The 20,592-nt window shown below is 52.9% G+C and carries 19 protein-coding genes and 1 pseudogene; 8 read left to right on the top strand and 12 right to left on the bottom strand.

Annotated features, from left to right (window positions below; all coding sequences use genetic code 11):
* Nucleotides 1–170 precede the first annotated feature (170 nt).
* Nucleotides 171–4,064, top strand: a complete 3,894-nt coding sequence (gene purL, locus KNV97_RS14660; RefSeq protein ID WP_218562207.1) for a phosphoribosylformylglycinamidine synthase — start codon at nt 171–173, stop codon at nt 4,062–4,064.
* A gap of 229 nt (nt 4,065–4,293) precedes the next feature.
* Here the strand turns inward: purL and KNV97_RS14655 are convergent, their stop codons facing one another.
* The 5 genes from KNV97_RS14655 to tsaA all read right to left on the bottom strand — a co-directional run bounded on the left by KNV97_RS14655 (nt 4,294) and on the right by tsaA (nt 8,149).
* Nucleotides 4,294–4,485: a DUF4250 domain-containing protein gene (locus KNV97_RS14655; protein ID WP_136483548.1), complete on the bottom strand. Its 192-nt coding sequence runs from the start codon at nt 4,483–4,485 to the stop codon at nt 4,294–4,296.
* Between the two features lies 1 nt (nt 4,486).
* A complete protein-coding gene (locus KNV97_RS14650) occupies nt 4,487–4,690 on the bottom strand; it encodes a YaeP family protein (RefSeq protein WP_218562206.1) in 204 nt (67 codons plus the stop codon).
* A 104-nt stretch (nt 4,691–4,794) separates the two neighbouring features.
* Nucleotides 4,795–5,442 carry a tellurite resistance TerB family protein gene (locus tag KNV97_RS14645; RefSeq protein WP_218562205.1) on the bottom strand — a complete coding sequence of 216 codons (648 nt, stop codon included), beginning with the start codon at nt 5,440–5,442 and terminating at the stop codon, nt 4,795–4,797.
* A 154-nt stretch (nt 5,443–5,596) separates the two neighbouring features.
* Nucleotides 5,597–7,312: a proline--tRNA ligase gene (locus tag KNV97_RS14640; RefSeq protein WP_218562204.1), complete on the bottom strand. Its 1,716-nt coding sequence runs from the start codon at nt 7,310–7,312 to the stop codon at nt 5,597–5,599.
* Between the two features lie 141 nt (nt 7,313–7,453).
* Nucleotides 7,454–8,149 (bottom strand): tRNA (N6-threonylcarbamoyladenosine(37)-N6)-methyltransferase TrmO, encoded by a 696-nt coding sequence (gene tsaA, locus KNV97_RS14635; RefSeq protein WP_218563437.1) that lies wholly within the window; start codon nt 8,147–8,149, stop codon nt 7,454–7,456.
* Between the two features lie 274 nt (nt 8,150–8,423).
* Between tsaA and ykgO the strand changes: the two genes are divergently transcribed.
* A complete protein-coding gene (ykgO, locus tag KNV97_RS14630; protein WP_136483552.1) occupies nt 8,424–8,549 on the top strand; it encodes a type B 50S ribosomal protein L36 in 126 nt (41 codons plus the stop codon).
* Between the two features lie 117 nt (nt 8,550–8,666).
* On the opposite strand, the gene KNV97_RS14625 is transcribed toward ykgO, so the two are convergent.
* A complete protein-coding gene (locus KNV97_RS14625; protein ID WP_136483604.1) occupies nt 8,667–9,116 on the bottom strand; it encodes a YaiI/YqxD family protein in 450 nt (149 codons plus the stop codon).
* Nucleotides 9,116–9,406: a hypothetical protein gene (locus KNV97_RS14620; protein WP_136483553.1), complete on the bottom strand. Its 291-nt coding sequence runs from the start codon at nt 9,404–9,406 to the stop codon at nt 9,116–9,118. The genes KNV97_RS14625 and KNV97_RS14620 overlap by 1 nt, the downstream gene beginning before the upstream one ends.
* An 883-nt stretch (nt 9,407–10,289) precedes the next feature.
* Here KNV97_RS14620 and KNV97_RS14615 point away from each other — a divergent pair.
* Nucleotides 10,290–10,835 (top strand): GNAT family N-acetyltransferase, encoded by a 546-nt coding sequence (locus KNV97_RS14615; RefSeq protein ID WP_136483554.1) that lies wholly within the window; start codon nt 10,290–10,292, stop codon nt 10,833–10,835.
* Here KNV97_RS14615 and KNV97_RS14610 read toward each other — a convergent pair.
* Nucleotides 10,792–11,094: a DUF3301 domain-containing protein gene (locus tag KNV97_RS14610; RefSeq protein ID WP_136483555.1), complete on the bottom strand. Its 303-nt coding sequence runs from the start codon at nt 11,092–11,094 to the stop codon at nt 10,792–10,794. The two genes, KNV97_RS14615 and KNV97_RS14610, sit on opposite strands and share 44 nt — an antisense overlap.
* 4 nt (nt 11,095–11,098) lie before the next feature.
* Nucleotides 11,099–12,136, bottom strand: a complete 1,038-nt coding sequence (locus tag KNV97_RS14605) for a DUF3549 family protein (protein ID WP_136483556.1) — start codon at nt 12,134–12,136, stop codon at nt 11,099–11,101.
* A gap of 80 nt (nt 12,137–12,216) precedes the next feature.
* Between KNV97_RS14605 and KNV97_RS14600 the strand changes: the two genes are divergently transcribed.
* Together KNV97_RS14600 and truC are read left to right on the top strand one after the other, a co-directional pair.
* Entirely contained in the window at nt 12,217–12,528 is a 312-nt protein-coding gene (locus tag KNV97_RS14600; RefSeq protein WP_136483557.1) for a YqcC family protein, read from the top strand.
* Complete coding sequence (gene truC / locus KNV97_RS14595; protein ID WP_218562203.1) at nt 12,528–13,271, top strand: tRNA pseudouridine(65) synthase TruC; 744 nt, start codon at nt 12,528–12,530, stop codon at nt 13,269–13,271. The genes KNV97_RS14600 and truC overlap by 1 nt, the downstream gene beginning before the upstream one ends.
* 136 nt (nt 13,272–13,407) lie before the next feature.
* Here truC and dxs read toward each other — a convergent pair.
* The 3 genes and pseudogenes from dxs to xseB form a co-directional block, all read right to left on the bottom strand.
* Nucleotides 13,408–15,290 (bottom strand): annotated as a pseudogene (gene dxs, locus KNV97_RS14590) (1-deoxy-D-xylulose-5-phosphate synthase).
* A gap of 20 nt (nt 15,291–15,310) precedes the next feature.
* Nucleotides 15,311–16,195, bottom strand: a complete 885-nt coding sequence (ispA, locus tag KNV97_RS14585; protein WP_136483560.1) for a (2E,6E)-farnesyl diphosphate synthase — start codon at nt 16,193–16,195, stop codon at nt 15,311–15,313.
* Nucleotides 16,196–16,240: 45 nt separating this feature from the next.
* Nucleotides 16,241–16,483, bottom strand: a complete 243-nt coding sequence (gene xseB, locus KNV97_RS14580) for an exodeoxyribonuclease VII small subunit (protein ID WP_136483561.1) — start codon at nt 16,481–16,483, stop codon at nt 16,241–16,243.
* 416 nt (nt 16,484–16,899) lie between these two features.
* Here xseB and pomA point away from each other — a divergent pair, with 416 nt between their 5' ends.
* From pomA to thiI, 3 genes are all read left to right on the top strand, one after another.
* Nucleotides 16,900–17,664, top strand: coding sequence for a flagellar motor protein PomA (gene pomA, locus KNV97_RS14575; RefSeq protein ID WP_136483562.1), 765 nt, complete (start codon nt 16,900–16,902; stop codon nt 17,662–17,664).
* Between the two features lie 11 nt (nt 17,665–17,675).
* A complete protein-coding gene (locus KNV97_RS14570) occupies nt 17,676–18,644 on the top strand; it encodes a flagellar motor protein MotB (protein ID WP_136483563.1) in 969 nt (322 codons plus the stop codon).
* 231 nt (nt 18,645–18,875) lie between these two features.
* Nucleotides 18,876–20,324: a tRNA uracil 4-sulfurtransferase ThiI gene (gene thiI, locus KNV97_RS14565; RefSeq protein WP_136483564.1), complete on the top strand. Its 1,449-nt coding sequence runs from the start codon at nt 18,876–18,878 to the stop codon at nt 20,322–20,324.
* Nucleotides 20,325–20,592 lie beyond the last annotated feature (268 nt).

Raw genomic sequence — 20,592 nt, 5'->3', positions numbered from 1 at the left:
GCAAACGGTTGCTTTTGATGTTACGTCACAAAAAAAAATCCTCTATAATGCGCACGCAAACGACAGATGAAATCGGTATGAGTTCAGTGAAAAATGGCCTAATCTGCTGTTATTTATATGAATTCATTCCAATTACATCTTAATCACTTGCATATAAGAGACCTAAGCACATGAGAATTTTGCGTGGCTCCCCAGCGCTTTCCGAGTTTCGAGTTAACAAACTACTGGAAACTTGTCGTGAACAAAACCTGCCAGTGACCGGCATCTATGCTGAGTTTATGCACTTTGCTGATCTCAAAGCCGATCTCGATGGTGCGGAACTCGAAAAGTTAGAGAAGCTGCTGACTTACGGTCCAACCATTCAAGAACATGAACCGCAGGGATTACTGCTGTTAGTCACCCCTCGTCCGGGTACGATTTCGCCTTGGTCTTCAAAGGCGACCGACATCGCGCAAAACTGTGGTCTGTCTCAGGTGAAGCGTCTTGAGCGTGGCACGGCTTACTACATCGAAAGCGAACAGGCTCTGAGCGAAGAGCAGGTTGCGGCGCTGAAAGCGCTGCTGCATGACCGCATGATGGAAGTGACGTTCAGCGAACTGGAAGCGGCACAGGCGCTGTTTACCGTGGCAGAACCCGCTCCTCACACTGAAGTGGATATTCTGGCGGGTGGCCGTAAAGCTCTGGAAGAGGCGAACGTTGCTCTGGGTCTGGCTCTCGCAGAAGATGAAATTGATTACCTGGTGGAAAACTTCACCAAACTGGGTCGCAATCCAAACGACATCGAACTGATGATGTTTGCTCAGGCTAACTCAGAGCACTGTCGTCACAAGATTTTCAACGCAGACTGGACCATCGATGGTGTTGCGCAGGATAAATCTCTGTTCAAGATGATCAAAAACACCTTTGAAACCACGCCGGATCACGTGCTGTCTGCTTATAAAGACAACGCGGCGGTAATGACAGGTTCTAAAGTCGGTCGTTTCTTCCCGAACCCGGATTCTCGTCAGTATGGCTACCATCACGAAGATGCGCACATCCTGATGAAGGTGGAAACTCACAACCACCCAACCGCGATTTCACCTTGGCCAGGCGCGTCAACCGGCAGCGGTGGCGAAATCCGTGACGAAGGCGCAACCGGTATCGGTGGTAAGCCAAAAGCGGGTCTGGTTGGTTTTACCGTCTCTAACCTGCGTATTCCTGAATTTGTCCAGCCATGGGAAAGCGATTTCGGCAAACCTGGCCGTATCGTCAGCGCGCTGGATATCATGCTGGAAGGCCCTCTGGGTGGCGCGGCATTCAACAACGAATTCGGTCGTCCGAACCTGCTGGGTTACTTCCGTACTTACGAAGAAAAAGTCACTTCTCACGCGGGTGAAGAAATTCGTGGTTACCACAAGCCAATTATGATTGCCGGCGGTATGGGTAACATCCGTGACGAGCACGTGCAGAAGAAAGAGATCCCGGTCGGCGCTAAGCTGATTGTACTGGGTGGCCCGGCGATGAACATAGGCCTGGGTGGCGGTGCCGCTTCTTCTATGGCGTCTGGTCAGTCGGCTGAAGATCTGGATTTCGCTTCGGTACAGCGTGAAAACCCGGAGATGGAACGCCGTTGTCAGGAAGTGATCGACCGCTGCTGGCAGTTGGGCGATGCCAACCCAATCGCGTTTATCCACGATGTGGGCGCGGGCGGTATCTCGAACGCATTGCCTGAGCTGGTGGATGACGGTAACCGCGGCGGTAAATTCCAGCTGCGTGACGTACCAAACGATGAACCGGGCATGAGCCCGCTGGAAATCTGGTGTAACGAATCGCAAGAGCGTTATGTTCTGGCGGTAGCGGCAGAAAACATGGCCCAGTTCGACGCGATTTGTAAGCGTGAACGTGCACCTTACGCCGTTGTGGGCGAAGCGACTGAAGAGCGTCACCTGACGCTGGAAGACAGCCACTTCGATAACACGCCAATCGATATGCCAATGGATATCCTGCTTGGTAAGGCGCCGAAGATGCACCGCGAAGCGACGACACTGAAAGTCAACAGCCCGGCGCTGGATCGCAACGGCATCGAACTGAATGATGCGCTAGAGCGCGTACTGCGTCTGCCAGCTGTCGCTGAAAAAACCTTCCTGATCACCATTGGTGACCGTACCGTAACGGGTCTGGTTGCGCGTGACCAGATGGTTGGTCCTTGGCAGGTGCCAGTGGCGAACTGTGCGGTAACAGCAGCGAGCTACGATACTTACCACGGCGAAGCGATGTCGATGGGTGAGCGTACTCCGGTTGCTCTGCTTGACTTCGGCGCGTCAGCGCGTCTGGCAGTCGGTGAGTCTCTGACTAACATCGCGGCGACCGATATCGGCGATATCAAACACATTAAACTGTCCGCAAACTGGATGTCTCCGGCCGGTCACCCGGGTGAAGATGCGGGTCTGTACGAAGCAGTGAAAGCAGTCGGCGAAGAGCTGTGTCCTGCGCTGGGCCTGACCATTCCGGTGGGTAAAGACTCAATGTCGATGAAGACCAAGTGGGAAGAGAACGGCGAAAGCAAAGAAGTGACTTCGCCACTGTCACTGGTTATCACTGCATTTGGCCGTGTTGAAGATGTACGCAAGACAGTGACACCTCAACTGCGCACTGACCAGGGCGATACGTCTCTGGTACTGGTTGACCTGGGTAACGGTCAGAACCGTCTGGGTGCAACCGCACTGACTCAGGTTTACAAGCAGCTGGGCGACAAGCCTGCTGACGTTGACAACGCACAGCAGCTGAAAGGCTTCTTTGATGCGATGCAGACTCTGGTTCGCGCAGACAAGCTGGTGGCTTACCACGATAAAGGTGACGGCGGTCTGCTGGTGACTCTGGCGGAAATGGCGTTTGCCGGCCACTGTGGTGTGCAGGCCGATATCGCAGCACTGGGCGACGACGCTCTGGCGGCGCTGTTTAACGAAGAGCTGGGTGCTGTGGTTCAGGTTAAGAACGCTGAACTGGACGCTGTACTGGCAACGCTGGCAGACAATGGTCTGGCACAGTGTTCACACGTTATCGGTTCGGTACAAGCGTCAGACCGCTTTGTGGTGGCTTCTGGTGCAGACGTACTGCTGGATCGCTCGCGTACCGAACTGCGTACTATCTGGGCAGAAACCACGCATAAGATGCAGGCGATGCGCGATAACCCGGCATGTGCTGATCAGGAATTTGTTGCTAAGCAAGACAACACTGACCCGGGTCTGAACGTGGCACTGAGCTTCGATGTCAACCAGGATGTGGCAGCGCCTTACATTGCGAAAGGGGCTAAGCCTAAGATGGCAATTCTGCGCGAGCAGGGCGTAAACTCACACGTTGAAATGGCCGCGGCGTTTGACCGTGCCGGTTTCGATGCGGTCGATGTTCACATGAGCGACATCCTGACTGGTCAGGCGGCACTGGACGAGTACCAGGGTCTGGTTGCTTGTGGCGGCTTCTCATACGGTGACGTACTGGGTGCCGGTGAAGGTTGGGCCAAGTCAGTGTTGTTTAATGCTCAGGCACGTGAACAGTTCCAGCAGTTCTTCAACCGTCAGGACACTTTCTCTCTGGGTGTGTGTAACGGCTGTCAGATGCTGTCTAACCTGAAAGAGCTGATCCCGGGCGCTGACCTGTGGCCACGTTTCGTGCGTAACGAATCTGAGCGTTTTGAAGCTCGCTTCAGCCTGGTTGAAGTACAGAAATCGGATTCTGTATTCTTCGATGGCATGGCGGGATCTCGTATGCCTATCGCAGTATCGCACGGTGAAGGTCGTGTTGAAGTGCGCGATGAAGCACACCTGAATGCGCTTGAACAGTCTGGTACGGTAGCGGTGCGCTTCGTGGACAACTTCGGTAACCCGACGCAGCAGTACCCGAACAACCCGAACGGCTCGCCAAACGCGATTACCGGCCTGACAACAGCAGACGGCCGTGTGACCATCATGATGCCGCACCCGGAACGTGTATTCCGTACCGTAGCGAACTCATGGCACCCGGACAGCTGGGGTGAAAACGGCGCCTGGATGCGTATGTTCCAGAACGCGCGTAAGAACCTGGGTTAATCCCTGTCTGTGCAGGCAAACGCCTGACGGATTGATGAAAAGCGCAGACTTCGGTCTGCGCTTTTTTATTGTCATTGTGAAACCCAAACCGCCGTATGAGCAGGCGGTTTGCTACGGTTTTGCGTTTACGGTCGGTTGGTTTTTGCGACATATTTGGTTAACGAGCATAAAAAAGCGGCCGTGGCCGGCCGCTGATTGTGAGTGTCGGGTGGTTGATAAAGCGCTGTTGTTAACGGAACTGGCCCGCTTCAGGCAGGTAATCAAAGCCGGCGCTTGCCAGACGAGCTTCCAGCGCCGCGCGATCGATATCAAAATACGCCACCAGTTGGTCCAGATCGCCGGAGAAATCATCGCGCAGTTTCATGTTGACAATGCTCATCAGCATGACAGGATCCATGGTTTCGAAATTGGCCAGGTTCATGTTAGTCCTCAAAGTCTGAAATCAGTAAGTTCGCCGCTGCAAAGGCCGCGTTCTCGCGCGTTGCCAGTGGCAGGGAGGTATCTGCCGCCACGTCGTTCAACGCCCGTACCGCGCAGGAAATGGCTTTTGGCACATAAGCCTGATCGCCACTGCCAATCTGGGCATAGAGCTCTCGCACCAGGTCACAACAGGTATACACTTGCATGGTTTTGCCCTCTAAATGGTATCTGTTCTCAATATACACAGAGCCGGGTATGAAGACAAAACCTGAGGTTTGTTCTGGCGCAAGGCTTAGGTGAAAGTGGTGGTTTATTCACCACTGACCTGCTGATTCAGGCGTGCGACCAGTTCGTCGTCAAGGCGCAGCTGTTTGGCCAGCTCATCCAGATAGGCTTTTTCCATAAAATTCTGTTCATCGGCCACTAGCAGAGAGGCAAGGTAGATCTCGGAGGCCTGGGCCGGTGTCTGGGCCAGCAGAGCGATTTCGGCCGGATCGAGCGGTTTTTTCAGCTCTTGATCAATCAGCTGCGCCACACCGGCATCGGCGCCGAGTTCAGTGACGGCCTGGTTGATCTTGTCCATTTCGGCGTTATCAACATGCCCGTCGGCTTTGGCGGCCGCAATCATGGCTTTGACGATCAAGAGCTCATGGCGCGGGTTGTTTTCATCGAAACTGTCTGCCGGCGGAGCGGAAGCGGGCTGATTGGCCTGCCAGTCGTTATACACTTTATAGGCCAGGGCTCCGAGTGCGGCCGCCCCACCGACTTTGAGCGCAGTTTTACCCATCTTCTTGCTCTTTTTCGAGCCCATCAGTACACCAAGCAGACCGCCGCCGAGTGCACCAGCACCAAAGGTGGCGAGCTGGCTTTTATTTTGCGTCGCGGCTTTAGCCTGCTGTGTGCCTTTGCGCACCAGATCAGAATTGAGTGCCTGATTAAGTAGTGATTTCAGATCCATTCCTGTTCTCCTTGCTTGTCTCAGGGCTGGCATTAACTCACCAGATTGCGGATTAGTGTAAGACAGGCAAGATGAATGGCAGATTAATGGGCATAAAAAAAAGCTGCCCACAGGCAGCTTTTCCGTCATCGATGTTGCCATCAACCGTCTGGTGTTAGGCCAGTTTCGCTTTGATGTGCTCGATGATTTGTTCCATCGCAACCGGAGATTTCTCACCGCTGCGACGATTTTTGTATTCGAAGTTGCCTTCGTCCATGCTGCGATCGCCGATGATCACTGTGTGTGGTATGCCGATCAGTTCCATATCAGAGAACATCACGCCCGGACGCTCTTTACGGTCATCAAACAATACTTCAATGCCAGCTGCAGTCAGCTCAGCGTACAGTTTCTCAGCCGCTTCCTGAACACGCTCAGACTTGTGCATGTTCATTGGCACGATAGCAACCTGGAATGGCGCAATCGCATCCGGCCAGATGATGCCGTATTTGTCGTTGTTCTGCTCGATAGCTGCAGCGACCACACGTGATACACCGATACCGTAACAGCCCATTTCCAGAGTCACAGCTTTGCCGTCAGGACCCAGCACGTTACAGTTCATTTTCTCTGAATAGTTGGTGCCAAGCTGGAAGATGTGACCTACTTCGATACCGCGTTTCAGCTGGATGGTCCCCTTACCACATGGGCTTGGATCACCTTCTACCACGTTACGCAGGTCTTCTACACGACCCAGTTCTACGTCACGACCCCAGTTAATACCGAAGTAGTGTTTACCGTCGATGTTGGCACCACCGGCGAAGTCACTCATCACAGCCACGCTGCGGTCAACGATGCATGGCAGTTTCAGGCCAACCGGACCCAGTGAGCCAGGACCTGCGCCAACCAGGGCACGGATCTCTTCTTCGGTCGCCATTTCCAGCGGCGCAGCCACTTCTGGCAGATTTTCCGCTTTGATTTCGTTCAGCTCATGGTCACCACGAACCAGAAGGGCAACGATTGGCGCATCAACAACATCGGATGCTTTGAAGAACAGCGTCTTGATGGTTTTTTCGATTGGCAGACCGTGCTGGTTCACCAGCTCCGCGATGGTTTTTGCGTTCGGGGTGTCAACCAGAGTCATTTCCAAAGTGGGTGCATCCGCCGCATCCGCAGGCGCCAGCGCTTCAGCTTTTTCCAGGTTCGCTGCGTAGTCAGATTCGGTTGAGAACGCAATCAGGTCTTCGCCGCTTTCTGCCAGTACGTGGAACTCTTGAGAGCCGTTACCACCGATAGCACCACTGTCTGCCAGCACAGGACGGTAGTCCAGGCCCATACGGTCAAATGCTTTGCAGTACGCATCGTGCATGGCATCGTACGTTTTTTGCAGGCCGTCTTTGTCGATGTCGAAGCTGTACGCGTCCATCATCGAAAACTCACGTGCACGCATGACACCAAAACGCGGGCGACGTTCGTCACGGAATTTAGTCTGGATCTGATACAGGTTGAGTGGCAGTTGCTTGTAAGAGTTGACTTCGTTACGCACCAGACTGGTGATCACTTCTTCTGCAGTCGGGCTCAGGACAAACGGACGCTCGTGTCGGTCAGTAAAGCGCAGTAGCTCAGGACCCATTTTTTCGCTGCGTCCTGTCTCTTCCCAAAGTTCAAACGGCTGAACAACGGGCATCAAAGTTTCGATTGCACCTGCATTATCGATTTCTTGACGAACGATGTTTTCTACTTTACGCATTACGCGCAGACCGGTAGGTAGCCAGGTGTACAGACCTGAAGCTAGCTTACGGATCATGCCCGCACGTAGCATGAGCTGGTGGCTCACAACTTCTGCGTCGTTTGGAGTCTCCTTCAGCGTAGAAAGAAGATATTTACTGGTACGCATTTATGTATCCGTTTATCAAAAGTTGATGGGATCACCGCTCGTGTCATTCACTCTGCTGCCGCTATCGCTGGCGCAGTATTGGTAAGTGCTGACCGGTGATAAATTTATTTAGCCGCTAATAATATCAGCCAAATGCTCTCGTCAAAAGCGTTCTATTGCGGTGACGGTCACTAAGTTGTCATTGACGATGAATTTTACGTTCATATCGTACAAATTCACCGCGTACTCTTTGTTGTCTGGCTTGTTTTTCTTGTACGCCGGACGTGGATCCTGGCTCAGCACTTCTTCGATCACGGCCTGTTTGCTTGTGGCGTCGGGCAGGCCAACCAGGCAGGCAGCGGCAGCGGGCGCAAACTGTACTTCGGCTCGTTCAGGTTCAGCATCGGCATAACCGCCGGTAGCATCGCTGATCGCATCCGAGTAGGGGATGTAGGGTTTGATGTCGATGATCGGGGTGCCATCGACCAGATCGACACTGCCGAGATCGAGATAGATCTGCTCGTCCTGTTTGCTGACGCCGCGCAGTTCGACCGCCGACATACCAATGCCGTTGGGGCGGAAGGTGGAACGTGAGGCCAGCACGCCAATCCGCTCATTGCCGCCAAGGCGCGGCGGGCGTACGGTCGGCTTCCAGCCAGCTGCCAGATTCTGGTCAAACAGAAACAGCAGCCATAAATGGCTGAACTGCTCGATGCCGCGTACCGCTTCCTGGCAGTTAATCTCACCAGTTAAGCGGGCACGTGCAGTGGCGCTGGGCACCAGGCGTGGCTGACGTGGAACGGCAAACTTCTCTTTATACGGGCTTTCTATAATCGCTATCGGTTCAATCGAATGCATGGCAGGAGTCAAAGTAGAGAACATGGCGGCAAAATAACACATTTTGGCCGACAAAGCGCTGTCGGGCGCGCGCTCAGTCATCTGCGCTCAATCGCGTCATTTATCGTGGTTGGATGCAATAGTACTTGCAAAGCGGCGCAATCGGATTATTATTTGTTTATGTTATAACATAACAATTGTTGTTATTGATTCAGATTCATTTAATCAACCTCTGCCCGGTGATGAATGCTGATACAGCCATTAAGAACCGTGCAGTAACGAACAGGAATTATCGATGAAAGTGCTCAGCTCGCTGAAAAGCGCCAAACAACGTCACCCGGACTGCCAGATCGTTAAACGTCGCGGACGCCTGTATGTGATTTGTAAAACCAATCCGAGATTTAAAGCGGTGCAGCGCTAGCAGACAAAGGCGGACTGATCAGCGCTGACAACCGCTGCTTACTCCGGGCGGTGTTGAGCGCTCACTAAAAAACCTGCGACAGACGCAGGTTTTTTGCTGCCGGGAACCGCGTTTCGATCAGCGCTTGGCTTTGGCGAGAATGCGGTCCAGATGATTGGCAAATTCACGTCGCTCAGTCTGGGAAAGAGCGGCCGGGCCGCCGGTCTGAATACCGCTGGCGCGCATGGTATCCATAAAGTCACGGATATTGAGGCGTGCTTTGATGGTTTCCAGGGTGTACAACTCGCCACGCGGACTCAGTGCCTGGCCACCTTTGCTGATCACTTCATCGGCGAGCGGAATATCGGCGGTAATCACCAGATCGCCGCTCTCGACTCTTTGCACGATTTCGTTGTCGGCGACATCGAAACCACTGGCGACCTGCAGGCTGCGGATATTGTCGCGCTTGGGCAGCGGAATTTGGTGGTTGGCGACAAAAGTACATTCAATGCCAGTGCGTTCCGCGGCGCGAAACAGGGTTTCACGAATCACTTTCGGACAGGCGTCCGCATCCACCCATAGTTTCATCATTCTTCACCCGCCAGCTTCTGCTCCAGGGCCTGCAGGCGCGAGGTCAGGTCGGCGACTTGCTGCTCAAGCTGCGTGATACGATCCGTTTCGCTCGCGACCGGTGCGGCCACTTCGACTTTCGGTACCCGGTTGGCACTCTTCCAGCTTTTTATGGTAGTGATCAGCGCCGGCATAGGAACCGGGGTGGAGAGACGGGATTTAACCAGAGCGACAGTGGGCTCTTTTCCTTCTTGCTGCAGGCTGGTCAGAATAGCTTCCAGCTCCTGTGATACATCTTTTGTGAGCATGATTTGTCCTTATGCTTGAGTTAGCCCGATCATACTGCGAATTCCCCACGAGCAAAAGAGGGAGGGGCTTGTGCGAGATCGCTTACAAACAGTGTAGGATATTGGATTTTTCAGCAGAGAAATATGCGCTGTAATTGATTTAAATTGTTGATATTAAACTGGTTTTGTTGTTTGTGGTGTTTTTGGTATAAAAAAAACGTTCTGCGGGCATTGCACAAAAAGTCCAAAGGGGTAAATTGAACCCTGTCGGAAGGGAACTGACACGGATTTGGATTCACCACTGGACGGTGGCTTCAGGATGAAATTGGCGATGACGGATAGTCGCCAGCACGGAAGACAGGACTTCGAACGGATTCGACAGTTTACACGGAGTAAACTGGCACGGAATGCGAAGGACACCTCGGGACGAGGTCGGAATACCATCAAGACGATGGCAAGGACACCGCTCAGGGAACAAGTGAAGTGCGCTGATGGGATTATCAGCATAAAGGATTTAAGGACACCGCTAGGACGGCGATGCGAGGACAAGGCAGAAGGATTCTGTCGCTATTATGGATGATGCATGGAGCAACATCAGTAGCCGGAATGCTGCGAGTAAGACTTAAGCCCCGATACCTAGTGTGTCGGGGCTTTTCTTAATATTTTTTCAACCACTGTCGTCTGATCCTGATGACGATGACATTCGCGTGGCGCGATCAATCATTGAGCACAAAATCAAAAACATAAATTGGCTCAGCTCTAAAACAACTAAGGTCGCCACCTAAATCAATATTACTTCGTCTTATTTGGTTCTCTTTTTCGATTTTCCCGCCCGCGAGCATGCGCTTGGTGGCGGAGAAGGATCGGTTTGTCTATTCGGAATTGCTGCTAACAAGGATTGTCCGTGACGATAGTAACTCGCAGAACGCTTGTTATTCCTTACACAGAATCGTTTGAGTCTGAATTTCTCATCCTCAATTGCTGTGCGAAAAACCGCGCCCAACTTAACGGTCCGCAAACGGTCTCTGCCGCCCGAGAGCAGTTTAAACGTGTGCTGCATGATGACAGTCTGTACGCGATGGCAGTGCTCGATAACTATAACCGTGAGTTTATGGGCCATGTGTTTGTGCAGGCCGAAGACGGCCGGGCAGAACTGGGTTTTATTTTTGATAAAGCCTACTGGGGACAGGGACTGGCGAGCGAAGCTCTGCAGGCGTTCTTTGCTAAGGCGTGCGCACGGCTTAATCTGACGGCGGTAACGGCACGTACCAGTCTGAGCAATTATGCCGCCATCGCTATCTTACACAAACTGGGCTTTCAGCTTAGTGCTACCCGCCAGGATGCCTTCGGCTCTTACTATGCGTTTGAATGGCAACAGACCGAGCCTTCAGGGGCAGAGCACGACTTTATAGCATTCGGTGCGGCGGCAGGTGGAATGCCTGCGGCCTGAAACCCTGCATCACCAGATGGCCCTGGTAACAATCATCACCCAGGGCTGAAAATTCAAAATAATACACCGTATGCCAACGCCAGCGATTGTCTGGCGTTTTCCATTTGTGCTGGCCGAACGAGACACTGAGTAACTGCAGTTCCAGTTCATCACACTTGCGGCTGATGCGAGTCTTGGCGATTTCGGATTGGCGACGCTGCTGCCAGAACGCAAAACAGGCCAGACAAAACAGCAAGATGCTGAGCAGGTCACCGATCATCACGTTATCCTTTTGCTGACTGCTGCAATTTAAGCAGCGCGTCCGCCAGCTCCGGCGACGGGCTGGTGTGGATCAATGGCAATAACACCATACGCAGTTCAGGCAGCATCACCAGATCGGCAAACAGCTGGTTAAACAGGGTCTGGTTACCGGTCTGAGCCAGGCGCACTAAAAAGCGCTGCGCGCGGCCGCTGTCGTTCAACATTGACCAGTTGCGTCCGGCGATAGCAATCAATATTTCCTGATGGCTTAAACGCGCACTGGCAAGAATCGCATCGATTACCGTGACCTGGTGCTCAGCCGGAGCGCCGGACAAGGCACGTACTAACGCTGACAGCAGGAACAAATCCGGATCCTGGCTGTGGATTTCACTGTCGGCAAATTCAACCAGGCGCTGGGCCAGTTTATCCGGCAGAGCCGTGTGTTCCAGCGCCCCAAGCAGAGCATACAGCGGTTGCGCTGGCAGATGGGCGATGGCTTTACGCACTAGCACCCCGTTTTGTTGTTTGCCAAGGCGGGCACAGATATCGGTAATCCCCTGCAGGCCGACGGTCTGCCAGTTATCCCAACCCAGGCCACCATCGAAATAATGCTGGGCATGTTCGTAATACTGGCTGCACGACAGATTAAGGCGGGCACGGATCTGGCTGTGGAACACCGCCATTTTGTCATCGGATGGTTTGAAGGTGTAAGGGTTATTGGCCAGTTTCTGTTGCTGCTCTTCGCTCAGTTCCTGATTCAGGCGTGTGCCCATAGCTTCAATCACATACTTGATAAACTGGCCGATATCGGCCTGGGCCAACAGGCCGCGCTCGTCGAGGCTGAACTTCAGAAACCAGATCCAGGGTTGCTGACTCTCGTTCCAGTAGGCAATCGCCAGATGAGCTTTACGCTGCAGCGGAAAAGGGTACGGCTGCGCGCCTTTTTCGACTTGGGCAAATTGCGCGTTATCGATGGGCTGAATGCGACGACCCAGGTCAAATACCTGGTACTGGCAGCCACTGTTGTTGAGCAGTTCGCTCAGAGTATGAATGGATTGCATGGGATCAAATTGGTCCTAACTTTCTGTGTTGAATAGATGGTATCATTCGCGGCTAATTCAAGGCCAGAGTGTATAGATTAATGACCGCTCCGACACTTTTTTCCTTATTGCAGCAGCTGGAAGCCGAACTCAGAGCATGCGGTGTATGGCAGAGCCAGGCGCCAGACGAGATGGCACTGCAGAGCAGCCAACCGTTTGCGCTGGATAGCCTGGCGCCGCACGAATGGCTACAGTGGATCTTTGTGCCGCGTTTGCAGCAGATGATCGCATCCGGGCAATCGCTGCCGCGTGGTTTTGCCATCACGCCTTATTTTGAGCAGGTCTGGCTGGAACAGACACAGTTCGGCCCTGTAATGACGATTCTTTACCAGATTGATGAGGCATGCCGCTAATGCTGGAAATTATTTATCAGGACGAGTACATGGTGGCGGTGAACAAGCCAGCCGGTATGCTGGTGCACCGCTCCTGGCTTGATAAGCACGAAACTCAGTTTGTGATGCAGACCCTGCGTGATCAGATTGGTCAGCATGTGTTTCCGCTCCATCGTCTCGACCGGCCGACGTCCGGTGTGTTGGTGTTTGCCCTGTCGAGTGAGATCGCCGCGAATATGATGCCGATGTTCGCGCAGCATGAGATGCAAAAGACGTATCATGCGATTGTACGTGGCTGGATTGAGCAGGCTGATGTGCTGGATTATCCGCTTAAAGAAGAGCTGGATAAGATTGCGGATAAGTTTGCCCGTCAGGACAAAGAAGCTCAGGATGCCGTGACGGCCTATCAGCCGCTGGCCAAGGTGGAAGTGCCGCATTCAACCGGTCAATTTCCCACCACACGTTACTGTCTGATGGAAATGCAGCCGAAAACCGGGCGTAAACATCAGCTGCGTCGCCATATGGCACACCTGCGCCACCCGATTGTCGGTGATACGACGCATGGTGATGGCAAGCATAACCGTCTGTATCGCGAGGTGTATGACAGCCATCGTCTGATGCTGCATGCCAGCGAGCTGAGTTTTATTCACCCGTATACTAAGCAGCCTTTGGTGCTGCGTGCCGGGTTTGACCACACCTGGCAGCGTCTGTTTGCCACTTTTGGCTGGGACAATCCTCAGCCGTGCGAGACAGTGGCCAAATAGCATCTGCCCGCAACAGCGCGGCAAATATTGCCAAGTAAAGCATTACTTCGTCGAGCATTGCCTAGTAAAAAGCCTTCTCAATGAGAAGGCTTTTTTTGTCTGCTCTCAGACGCTTATCGGCTAAGCGATGCGCGGATTATTTGGCCAGATAAGCGCGAATAGCGCGCTCAATTCCTGCACCGTCCAGGCCAAGCTCGGCGTGCATTTCTTCCTGCGTACCCTGGGCGACAAACTGATCCGGCAGACCCAGATTGAGCACAGGTTTAATCAGTTTGTTGCTCATCATGAATTCCACCACTCCGGCACCAGCGCCACCGGCGACTACGTTTTCTTCCAGCGTGACCAGCACATCATGGCTGTTAGCCAGCTCTGTGATGAGGGCTTCATCAAGCGGTTTCACAAAGCGCATATCGGCCACCGTCGCATTGAGTGCTTCGGCTGCCTGCAAAGCGCCCGGTAGCAGAGTACCAAAGCTGAGAATCGCCACTTTGGCGTCTTCGCCCGCAGGTTGTGCCTGACGCACAATGCGGCCTTTACCGATTTGCAGCGCGCTGAATGTCGCTGCCAGTTCGGTGCCCATACCGTTACCACGCGGGTAGCGCACGGCACTGGGTCCCTGATGCTGGTGGCCGGTGTAGAGCATCTGACGGCATTCGTTTTCATCGGCCGGCGCCATAATCACCATGTTCGGGATGCAGCGCATAAAGCTGAGATCAAACGCACCCTGGTGGGTCTGACCATCGGCACCGACTAAGCCTGCGCGGTCAATGGCAAACATCACCGGCAAATCCATGATGGCAACATCGTGAATGAGCTGGTCGTAGCCACGTTGCAAGAAAGTGGAGTAAATCGCCACAATCGGATGATAACCACCAATCGCCATACCGGTCGCCAGTGTCACCGCGTGTTGCTCGGCAATCGCCACATCAAAATACTGATCTGGATACTGTTTGGAAAAGCGCACCATGCCTGAGCCTTCACGCATCGCCGGAGTAATCGCCATCAGTTTAGGATCCTGAGCGGCCATGTCACACAGAAAATCACCGAAGATCTTGGAGAAGGTCGGTTTGTTGTTGGTGCTCTTTGGCAGGCTACTATGGGACGGGTCAAACTTAGGCACGCCGTGATAACCGATCGGATCTTTCTCTGCCGGCTCGTAGCCTTTGCCTTTTTGGTCATCACATGCAGAAATTGCGGGCCTTTCAGCTCACGCATATTCTTCAGGGTTTTGATAAGTTCCAGTACATCATGGCCGTCAATCGGACCGATGTAGTTAAAACCAAACTCTTCAAACAGAGTGCCCGGTACCACCATGCCTTTGAGGTGCTCTTCGGTGCGGCGCACCAGTTCCTTGATTGGCGGCACGCCGGACAGGACTTTTTTCCCGCCCTCGCGAATGGAGGTGTACAGGTTGCCTGACAGCAGCTGCGCCAGGTGATTGTTCAGTGCACCGACGTTTTCGGAAATCGACATTTCGTTGTCGTTGAGAATCACCAGCATGTCCGGTTTGACATCACCGGCGTGGTTCATGGCTTCAAACGCCATACCCGCGGTGATGGCACCATCGCCAATCACGCTGACCACTTTACGATCCTGGCCTTCTTTACCGGCACAGATAGCCATGCCCAGTGCGGCGCTGATGGAAGTCGATGAGTGACCGACGGATAAGGTGTCGTATTTGCTTTCGCCACGCCACGGGAATGGGTGCAGACCGCCTTTCTGACGAATGGTCGGCAGCTGCTCACGGCGGCCGGTCAGAATCTTATGCGGGTAGGCCTGATGGCCCACGTCCCAGATCAGGTGATCAAACGGTGTGTTATAGACGTAATGCAAAGCTACAGTCAGTTCTACGGCACCCAGACCTGAGGCCAGGTGGCCGCTTGACTGACTGACGGAGTTGAGCAGGTAGGTTCTCAGTTCGTCACAAAGCTTAGGCAGCACCTCTTTTGGCATGCTGCGTAATTCATCTGGTTTGCTTGCCAGAGCCAGTGTTGGATATTTTGAAATATCAAGAGTCATAGTAATGCGCGCTTATAGTGTTAATTTTTGCGCTCGATGACATATCGGGCGAACTGTTCTAAATGCTCAGTGTTATACGGAATATCTTCCAGTGCCTGCAGCGCTTCGCTAAGCAGTGACTGAGCTTTTTTCATCGCACCTTCGAGCCCAAGCAGAGCCGGGTAGGTGCTTTTGTGTAAGAGTTGGTCAGAGCCCTGAGGTTTGCCTAAGGTTTCTGTATCGCTGATGATATCTAAAATATCATCCTGAACCTGAAATGCGAGGCCGATGGCGTCAGCATAGCGGTTAAGTTGCGGAAGAATATCCAGACCAGCCTGGCCGGCCGCCATCGCGCCCATCCGAATCGCACAGCGCATCAGGGCGCCGGTTTTATTGCGGTGGATATTTTCCAGTTCTTCCAGCGTGACCAGGCGGTTCTCGGCCGCCAGATCAAGGGATTGCCCCAGACACATGCCCTGCGCGCCAGAGGCTTCAGCCAGTGCCTGGACCATTTTTATCCGGTTGGACTCTCCGTCAGCCGACAGCTCACCTTCGGCCAGAATGGTAAAGGCCAGCGTCTGCAGCGCATCGCCGGTCAGGATGGCGGTGGCTTCATCAAACTTGATGTGACAGGTTGCCTGACCGCGACGCAGTTCGTCATCGTCCATCGCCGGCAGATCATCGTGTATCAGCGAGTAGGCGTGAATACACTCGATCGCAGAGGCCGGAGTATCAAGCGCTGCCAGTTCACAGCCCAGCATCTGGCCGGTGATGTAGACCAGGTAAGGGCGCGCGCGTTTGCCGCCCAGCAGCAGGCCATAACGCATCGCCTGAGTCAGCGACAGGTTCTGATAAGGCAGACGGTTTAACCACACATCAAGTTGTTGGTTATTTCTTTGTTGGAAAGAGGATAGGGCCTCAATCATAGGGCACTCATTAGCAATTCAGTGTTATTTTAGAATAATTCAGAATTATTCAGGCAAATCGGTAAATTCGGTCAGCGGCGCGTCATCACTGTTGCTGAGCAGAATGCTCACGCGTTGTTCCGCTTCATCCAGTTTACTCTGTCCGGACCGGGCAAGGGCAATACCACGCTCAAATTTTTTCAGGGCGTCGTCTAATGCCAAATCCCCGTTCTCCAGTTGGTCGACCAGTTGATCCAGCTCTTGAATGGTCGCTTCGAAGGACATGTTTTCAGGTTTCTTGCTCGCCATAATTATATTGCCTTTGGAAAGATGCACGAACGTTACCGCAGGGCGTGGTGATGGTCAAATTTAACCAAGCAATTTTGTCAGAAATACAACGTTTTTTACCCGGCAGTCGAAAGAAAGATCATATTGGCACCAAAGTCTTATCGTTATCCTGCATTTCTGTGCCGCTGGCGGGTGCATATTCTTTGGGTTTAAGTATACACTGAGACACGTGGTTCGCCGCAGGGGGATGTGTTGCATAGGCTGGCGCTTATTCACTTGGCCCCGTTTTTCTTTTTGCGCTCAGTGTCATCTGGTCGCGAAGCGCGCCAGCTAGCATATCGAGCAGCGCAAGCTGATAAAAAAGTTAAAGAATGCATTCTCTTGCCGATAACGAGAGTAATGTCTTAGACGCGAATGAATAGCATGAGGAGCGCTTCGTGGATTTAGCAACGCTAATAGGTCTGATTGGTGGCTTAGCTTTCGTTATTATGGCGATGATCTTGGGCGGCAGCCTGATGATGTTCGTCGATGTCACCTCGATTCTAATCGTAGTCGGTGGTTCACTGTTTGTTGTGCTGATGAAATTTACCATGGGTCAGTTCTTCGGAGCGGCCAAAATTGCCGGTAAAGCCTTCATGTTCAAAGCCGATGAGCCGGAAGACCTGATTGCTAAGGTGGTTGAAATGGCCGACGCTGCGCGTAAAGGCGGCTTTCTGGCTCTGGAAGAGATGGAAATTTCCAACTCATTTATGCAAAAAGGGATCGACCTGTTAGTGGACGGTCACGATGCCGACGTAGTCCGTGCCACGCTGCAAAAAGATATTGTTCTGACCGATGAACGCCACCAGGCCGGCACCAGCGTGTTCCGCGCATTTGGTGATGTGTCTCCGGCGATGGGCATGATCGGTACTCTGGTTGGTCTGGTTGCCATGCTGTCCAACATGGATGACCCGAAGTCAATCGGCCCTGCGATGGCGGTCGCCCTGTTGACGACGCTGTATGGTGCGGTGTTGTCCAACATGGTGTTTTTCCCGATTGCCGACAAACTTTCACTGCGCCGCGAACAGGAAACGCTTAACCGTCGCCTGATTATGGATGGCGTGCTGGCGATTCAGGATGGTCAGAACCCACGTGTCATCGACAGCTACCTGAAAAACTATCTCAACGAAGGTAAGCGCGCCCTTGATGTGGATAACGAATAGCGGAGCTTATAATGGATGAGGAAAAGCCAAATTGCCCGCCACCCGGTCTGCCGCTGTGGATGGGGACCTTTGCTGACCTGATGTCGCTGCTGATGTGCTTCTTCGTACTTTTGTTGTCGTTTTCAGAGATGGACGTACTCAAGTTTAAGCAGATCGCCGGTTCGATGAAGTTTGCCTTCGGGGTACAAAACCGCCTGGAGGTTAAAGATATCCCGAAAGGGACCAGTATTATCGCTCAGGAGTTTCGTCCCGGCCGCCCGGAACCGACGCCAATCGATGTCATTATGCAGCAGACGATTGATGTCACGCAGCAGACACTCGAATTCCACGAAGGTGAATCGGATCGCGCCGGCGGTACCCAGCGTGATGCGGGCCAGATGACCGGTGGTCAGTCACCGGAGACATCGACTCAGACCAATCAGAACACTGAATCTGAAATGCAGCAACAGCAGTCGCAGGCGATGTCGGAAGAGATGGAAACCATACTCGAAAGCATTAAAAAGGCCCTGGAGCGAGAGATTGATCAGGGTGCGATTGAAGTGGAAAACCTCGGTCAGCAAATCGTGATTCGTATTCGTGAGAAAGGGGCATTTCCGGAAGGATCCGCTTTCTTGCAGCCTAAGTTCCGGCCTCTGGTGCGCCAGATAGCGGAACTGGTGAAAGATGTACCGGGCATCGTGCGTGTTTCTGGCCATACCGACAACCAGCGTCTAGATTCAGAGCTGTATCGCTCTAACTGGGACTTGTCTGCCCAGCGTGCCGTCTCGGTGGCACAGGAGATGGAAAGTGTCAAAGGCTTTGACCACCAACGTCTGCAAGTACGTGGTATGGCCGATACCGATCCACTGGGCCCGAACGATACCGAAGCGCAGCGCGCGCGCAACCGCCGGGTTGAAATCAGTATCATGCAGGGCGAACCGCTCTACAGCGATGAGGTGCCTTCCGCCCCTCAGGGCGACGGTCAGACTCAGAACCAGTAAAAACTCTGTAGTATTAGTCACAAAGGCAAGCCAGGCGGCTTGCCTTTTTCTAACCTTTCCTCTCTTGGCCGAGATCGTGTATAATCCGGCCCCCTTAGAGTCTGCCGAATGCTTGGTGATATCATCACTATGTTTGGTGAGAGCACGATGATGAACGGCCAGACCCGGAAGTACTGAGCGCCACCCGAAGTGTCAGCCAGAGAATGTCCACATTAAATTGCGAATAGCCTTATGAAATTTATAGTTAAACCACATCCGGAAATTTTTGTTAAAAGTGAATCAGTACGTAAGCGTTTCACTAAAATTCTTGAGGGTAATATTCGCAATATCGTCAAGAACCGTACCACAGGTGTCGCGGTATTTAACCGTCGTGATCATATTGAAGTGTCGGGCAACAGCGATGAATTTTTCGCCGAGACACTGGAAATTCTGACCACCACACCTGGCATCCAGCAAGTACTGGAAGTGAAGCAGAGTGAGTTTACCGACCTGCACAATATTTATGAGCAGGTACTGGAACAGAGCCGCGATCTGATCGAAGGCAAAACGTTCGTAGTGCGTGCCAAACGTCGTGGTAAGCACGAATTTAAATCAATTGAGCTTGAGCGCTATGTTGGCGGCGGCTTGAATCAGGCGGTGGAAAGCGCGCGCGTTAAGCTGCAAAAACCGGATGTGACCATTCGTATTGAAGTGGTTGATGGTCTGCTGAACCAAATCATTGCCCGCCACAAAGGTCTGGGCGGTTTCCCGCTGGGCACGCAGGAAGACGTACTGAGCCTGATTTCCGGTGGTTTCGATTCTGGTGTTTCGAGCTACCTGCACATCAAACGTGGCTCTAAAGTTCACTACTGTTTCTTCAACCTGGGTGGTCCGGCGCACGAGATTGGTGTTAAACAGGTCGCTCACTACTTGTGGAATAAGTACGGCTCATCGGCCAAAGTGCGCTTTATCTCGATTGATTTTGAGCCGGTGGTGGCTGAAATCCTGGAAAAAGTTGATGACGGCCAGATGGGCGTGATCCTTAAGCGGATGTTTATGCGTGCTGCTGGTATGGTGGCTGAGAAGTTCGGTATCCAGGCTCTGGTGACCGGTGAAGCGCTGGGGCAGGTATCAAGCCAGACCCTGACCAACCTGCGTCATATCGATAACGTGACGGATACCCTGATTCTGCGCCCGCTGATCAACTGGGATAAAGATGACATCATTACTCTGGCGCGCGAGATCGGTACCGAAGATTTTGCCAAGACCATGCCGGAATATTGTGGTGTGATCTCGAAGAGCCCGACAGTGAAAGCGGTGAAGGGTAAGCTGGAAGCGGAAGAAGCCAAATTCGACTTCTCTATTCTGGAAAAAGTGGTTTACGATGCCCGCCAGATGGACATTCGTGACATTGAGAAAGAGTCGCAGCAGCAGGCTCCGGAAGTGGAACTGGTCACCGCCGTGCAGGAGCACGCCGTGGTACTGGATATCCGCAGCCCGGATGAAGAAGATGATAAGCCGCTGGAACTGGATGGGGTTGAAGTTCAGCACCTGCCGTTCTACAAACTGGCGACTCAGTTCGGTGATCTGGATCAGTCGAAGACTTATCTGCTGTACTGTGAACGTGGTGTGATGAGCCGTCTGCAGGCGCTGTATCTGCAAGAGCAGGGCTTTAAAAATATCAAGGTCTACCGCCCATAAGGTTGGCCTGACGACCAGACAGCGGCATAGCCGCAACAGTTTGGAATAATGAAAAGCGTAAACTCAGCCGGGTTTGCGTTTTTTTTTGGCCGCTGGTTAATGGTTCAATCGTGGCTAAAAGCGCGCCGTTTCGGACACAAAATCACAGTTTCGAATTAGTATTATTAACGAATTGTTACAGTTGTTGAGGTAAGTATCAGCAGGTTATTGTGCGGGGCAGATAAAAAAACACCGCCATATAGGCGGTGCTAAAAATTTGACAGACAGG

Origin of the sequence: Vibrio ostreae (genome assembly GCF_019226825.1) — a bacterium.
In the GTDB taxonomy this organism is placed as follows: Bacteria; Pseudomonadota; Gammaproteobacteria; order Enterobacterales; family Vibrionaceae; genus Vibrio; species Vibrio ostreae.
The sequence above is the reverse complement of the archived record's forward strand: the minus strand, read 5'-3'. Positions and strand labels throughout refer to the sequence as shown.

Coding starts and splice junctions, on each gene's coding strand:
- KNV97_RS14570 (WP_136483563.1), top strand. CDS start 17,676: ATGGATGAGGAAAAGCCAAATTGCCCGCCACCCGGTCTGCCGCTGTGG.
- KNV97_RS14610 (WP_136483555.1), bottom strand. CDS start 11,094: ATGATCGGTGACCTGCTCAGCATCTTGCTGTTTTGTCTGGCCTGTTTT.
- KNV97_RS14620 (WP_136483553.1), bottom strand. CDS start 9,406: ATGCTCACAAAAGATGTATCACAGGAGCTGGAAGCTATTCTGACCAGC.
- KNV97_RS14650 (WP_218562206.1), bottom strand. CDS start 4,690: ATGCAAGTGTATACCTGTTGTGACCTGGTGCGAGAGCTCTATGCCCAG.
- purL (WP_218562207.1), top strand. CDS start 171: ATGAGAATTTTGCGTGGCTCCCCAGCGCTTTCCGAGTTTCGAGTTAAC.
- thiI (WP_136483564.1), top strand. CDS start 18,876: ATGAAATTTATAGTTAAACCACATCCGGAAATTTTTGTTAAAAGTGAA.
- tsaA (WP_218563437.1), bottom strand. CDS start 8,149: ATGCATTCGATTGAACCGATAGCGATTATAGAAAGCCCGTATAAAGAG.
- KNV97_RS14625 (WP_136483604.1), bottom strand. CDS start 9,116: ATGAAACTATGGGTGGATGCGGACGCCTGTCCGAAAGTGATTCGTGAA.
- KNV97_RS14640 (WP_218562204.1), bottom strand. CDS start 7,312: ATGCGTACCAGTAAATATCTTCTTTCTACGCTGAAGGAGACTCCAAAC.
- KNV97_RS14605 (WP_136483556.1), bottom strand. CDS start 12,136: ATGCAATCCATTCATACTCTGAGCGAACTGCTCAACAACAGTGGCTGC.
- xseB (WP_136483561.1), bottom strand. CDS start 16,483: ATGGCGAGCAAGAAACCTGAAAACATGTCCTTCGAAGCGACCATTCAA.
- truC (WP_218562203.1), top strand. CDS start 12,528: ATGCTGGAAATTATTTATCAGGACGAGTACATGGTGGCGGTGAACAAG.
- KNV97_RS14655 (WP_136483548.1), bottom strand. CDS start 4,485: ATGAACCTGGCCAATTTCGAAACCATGGATCCTGTCATGCTGATGAGC.
- ykgO (WP_136483552.1), top strand. CDS start 8,424: ATGAAAGTGCTCAGCTCGCTGAAAAGCGCCAAACAACGTCACCCGGAC.
- KNV97_RS14645 (WP_218562205.1), bottom strand. CDS start 5,442: ATGGATCTGAAATCACTACTTAATCAGGCACTCAATTCTGATCTGGTG.
- KNV97_RS14600 (WP_136483557.1), top strand. CDS start 12,217: ATGACCGCTCCGACACTTTTTTCCTTATTGCAGCAGCTGGAAGCCGAA.
- ispA (WP_136483560.1), bottom strand. CDS start 16,195: ATGATTGAGGCCCTATCCTCTTTCCAACAAAGAAATAACCAACAACTT.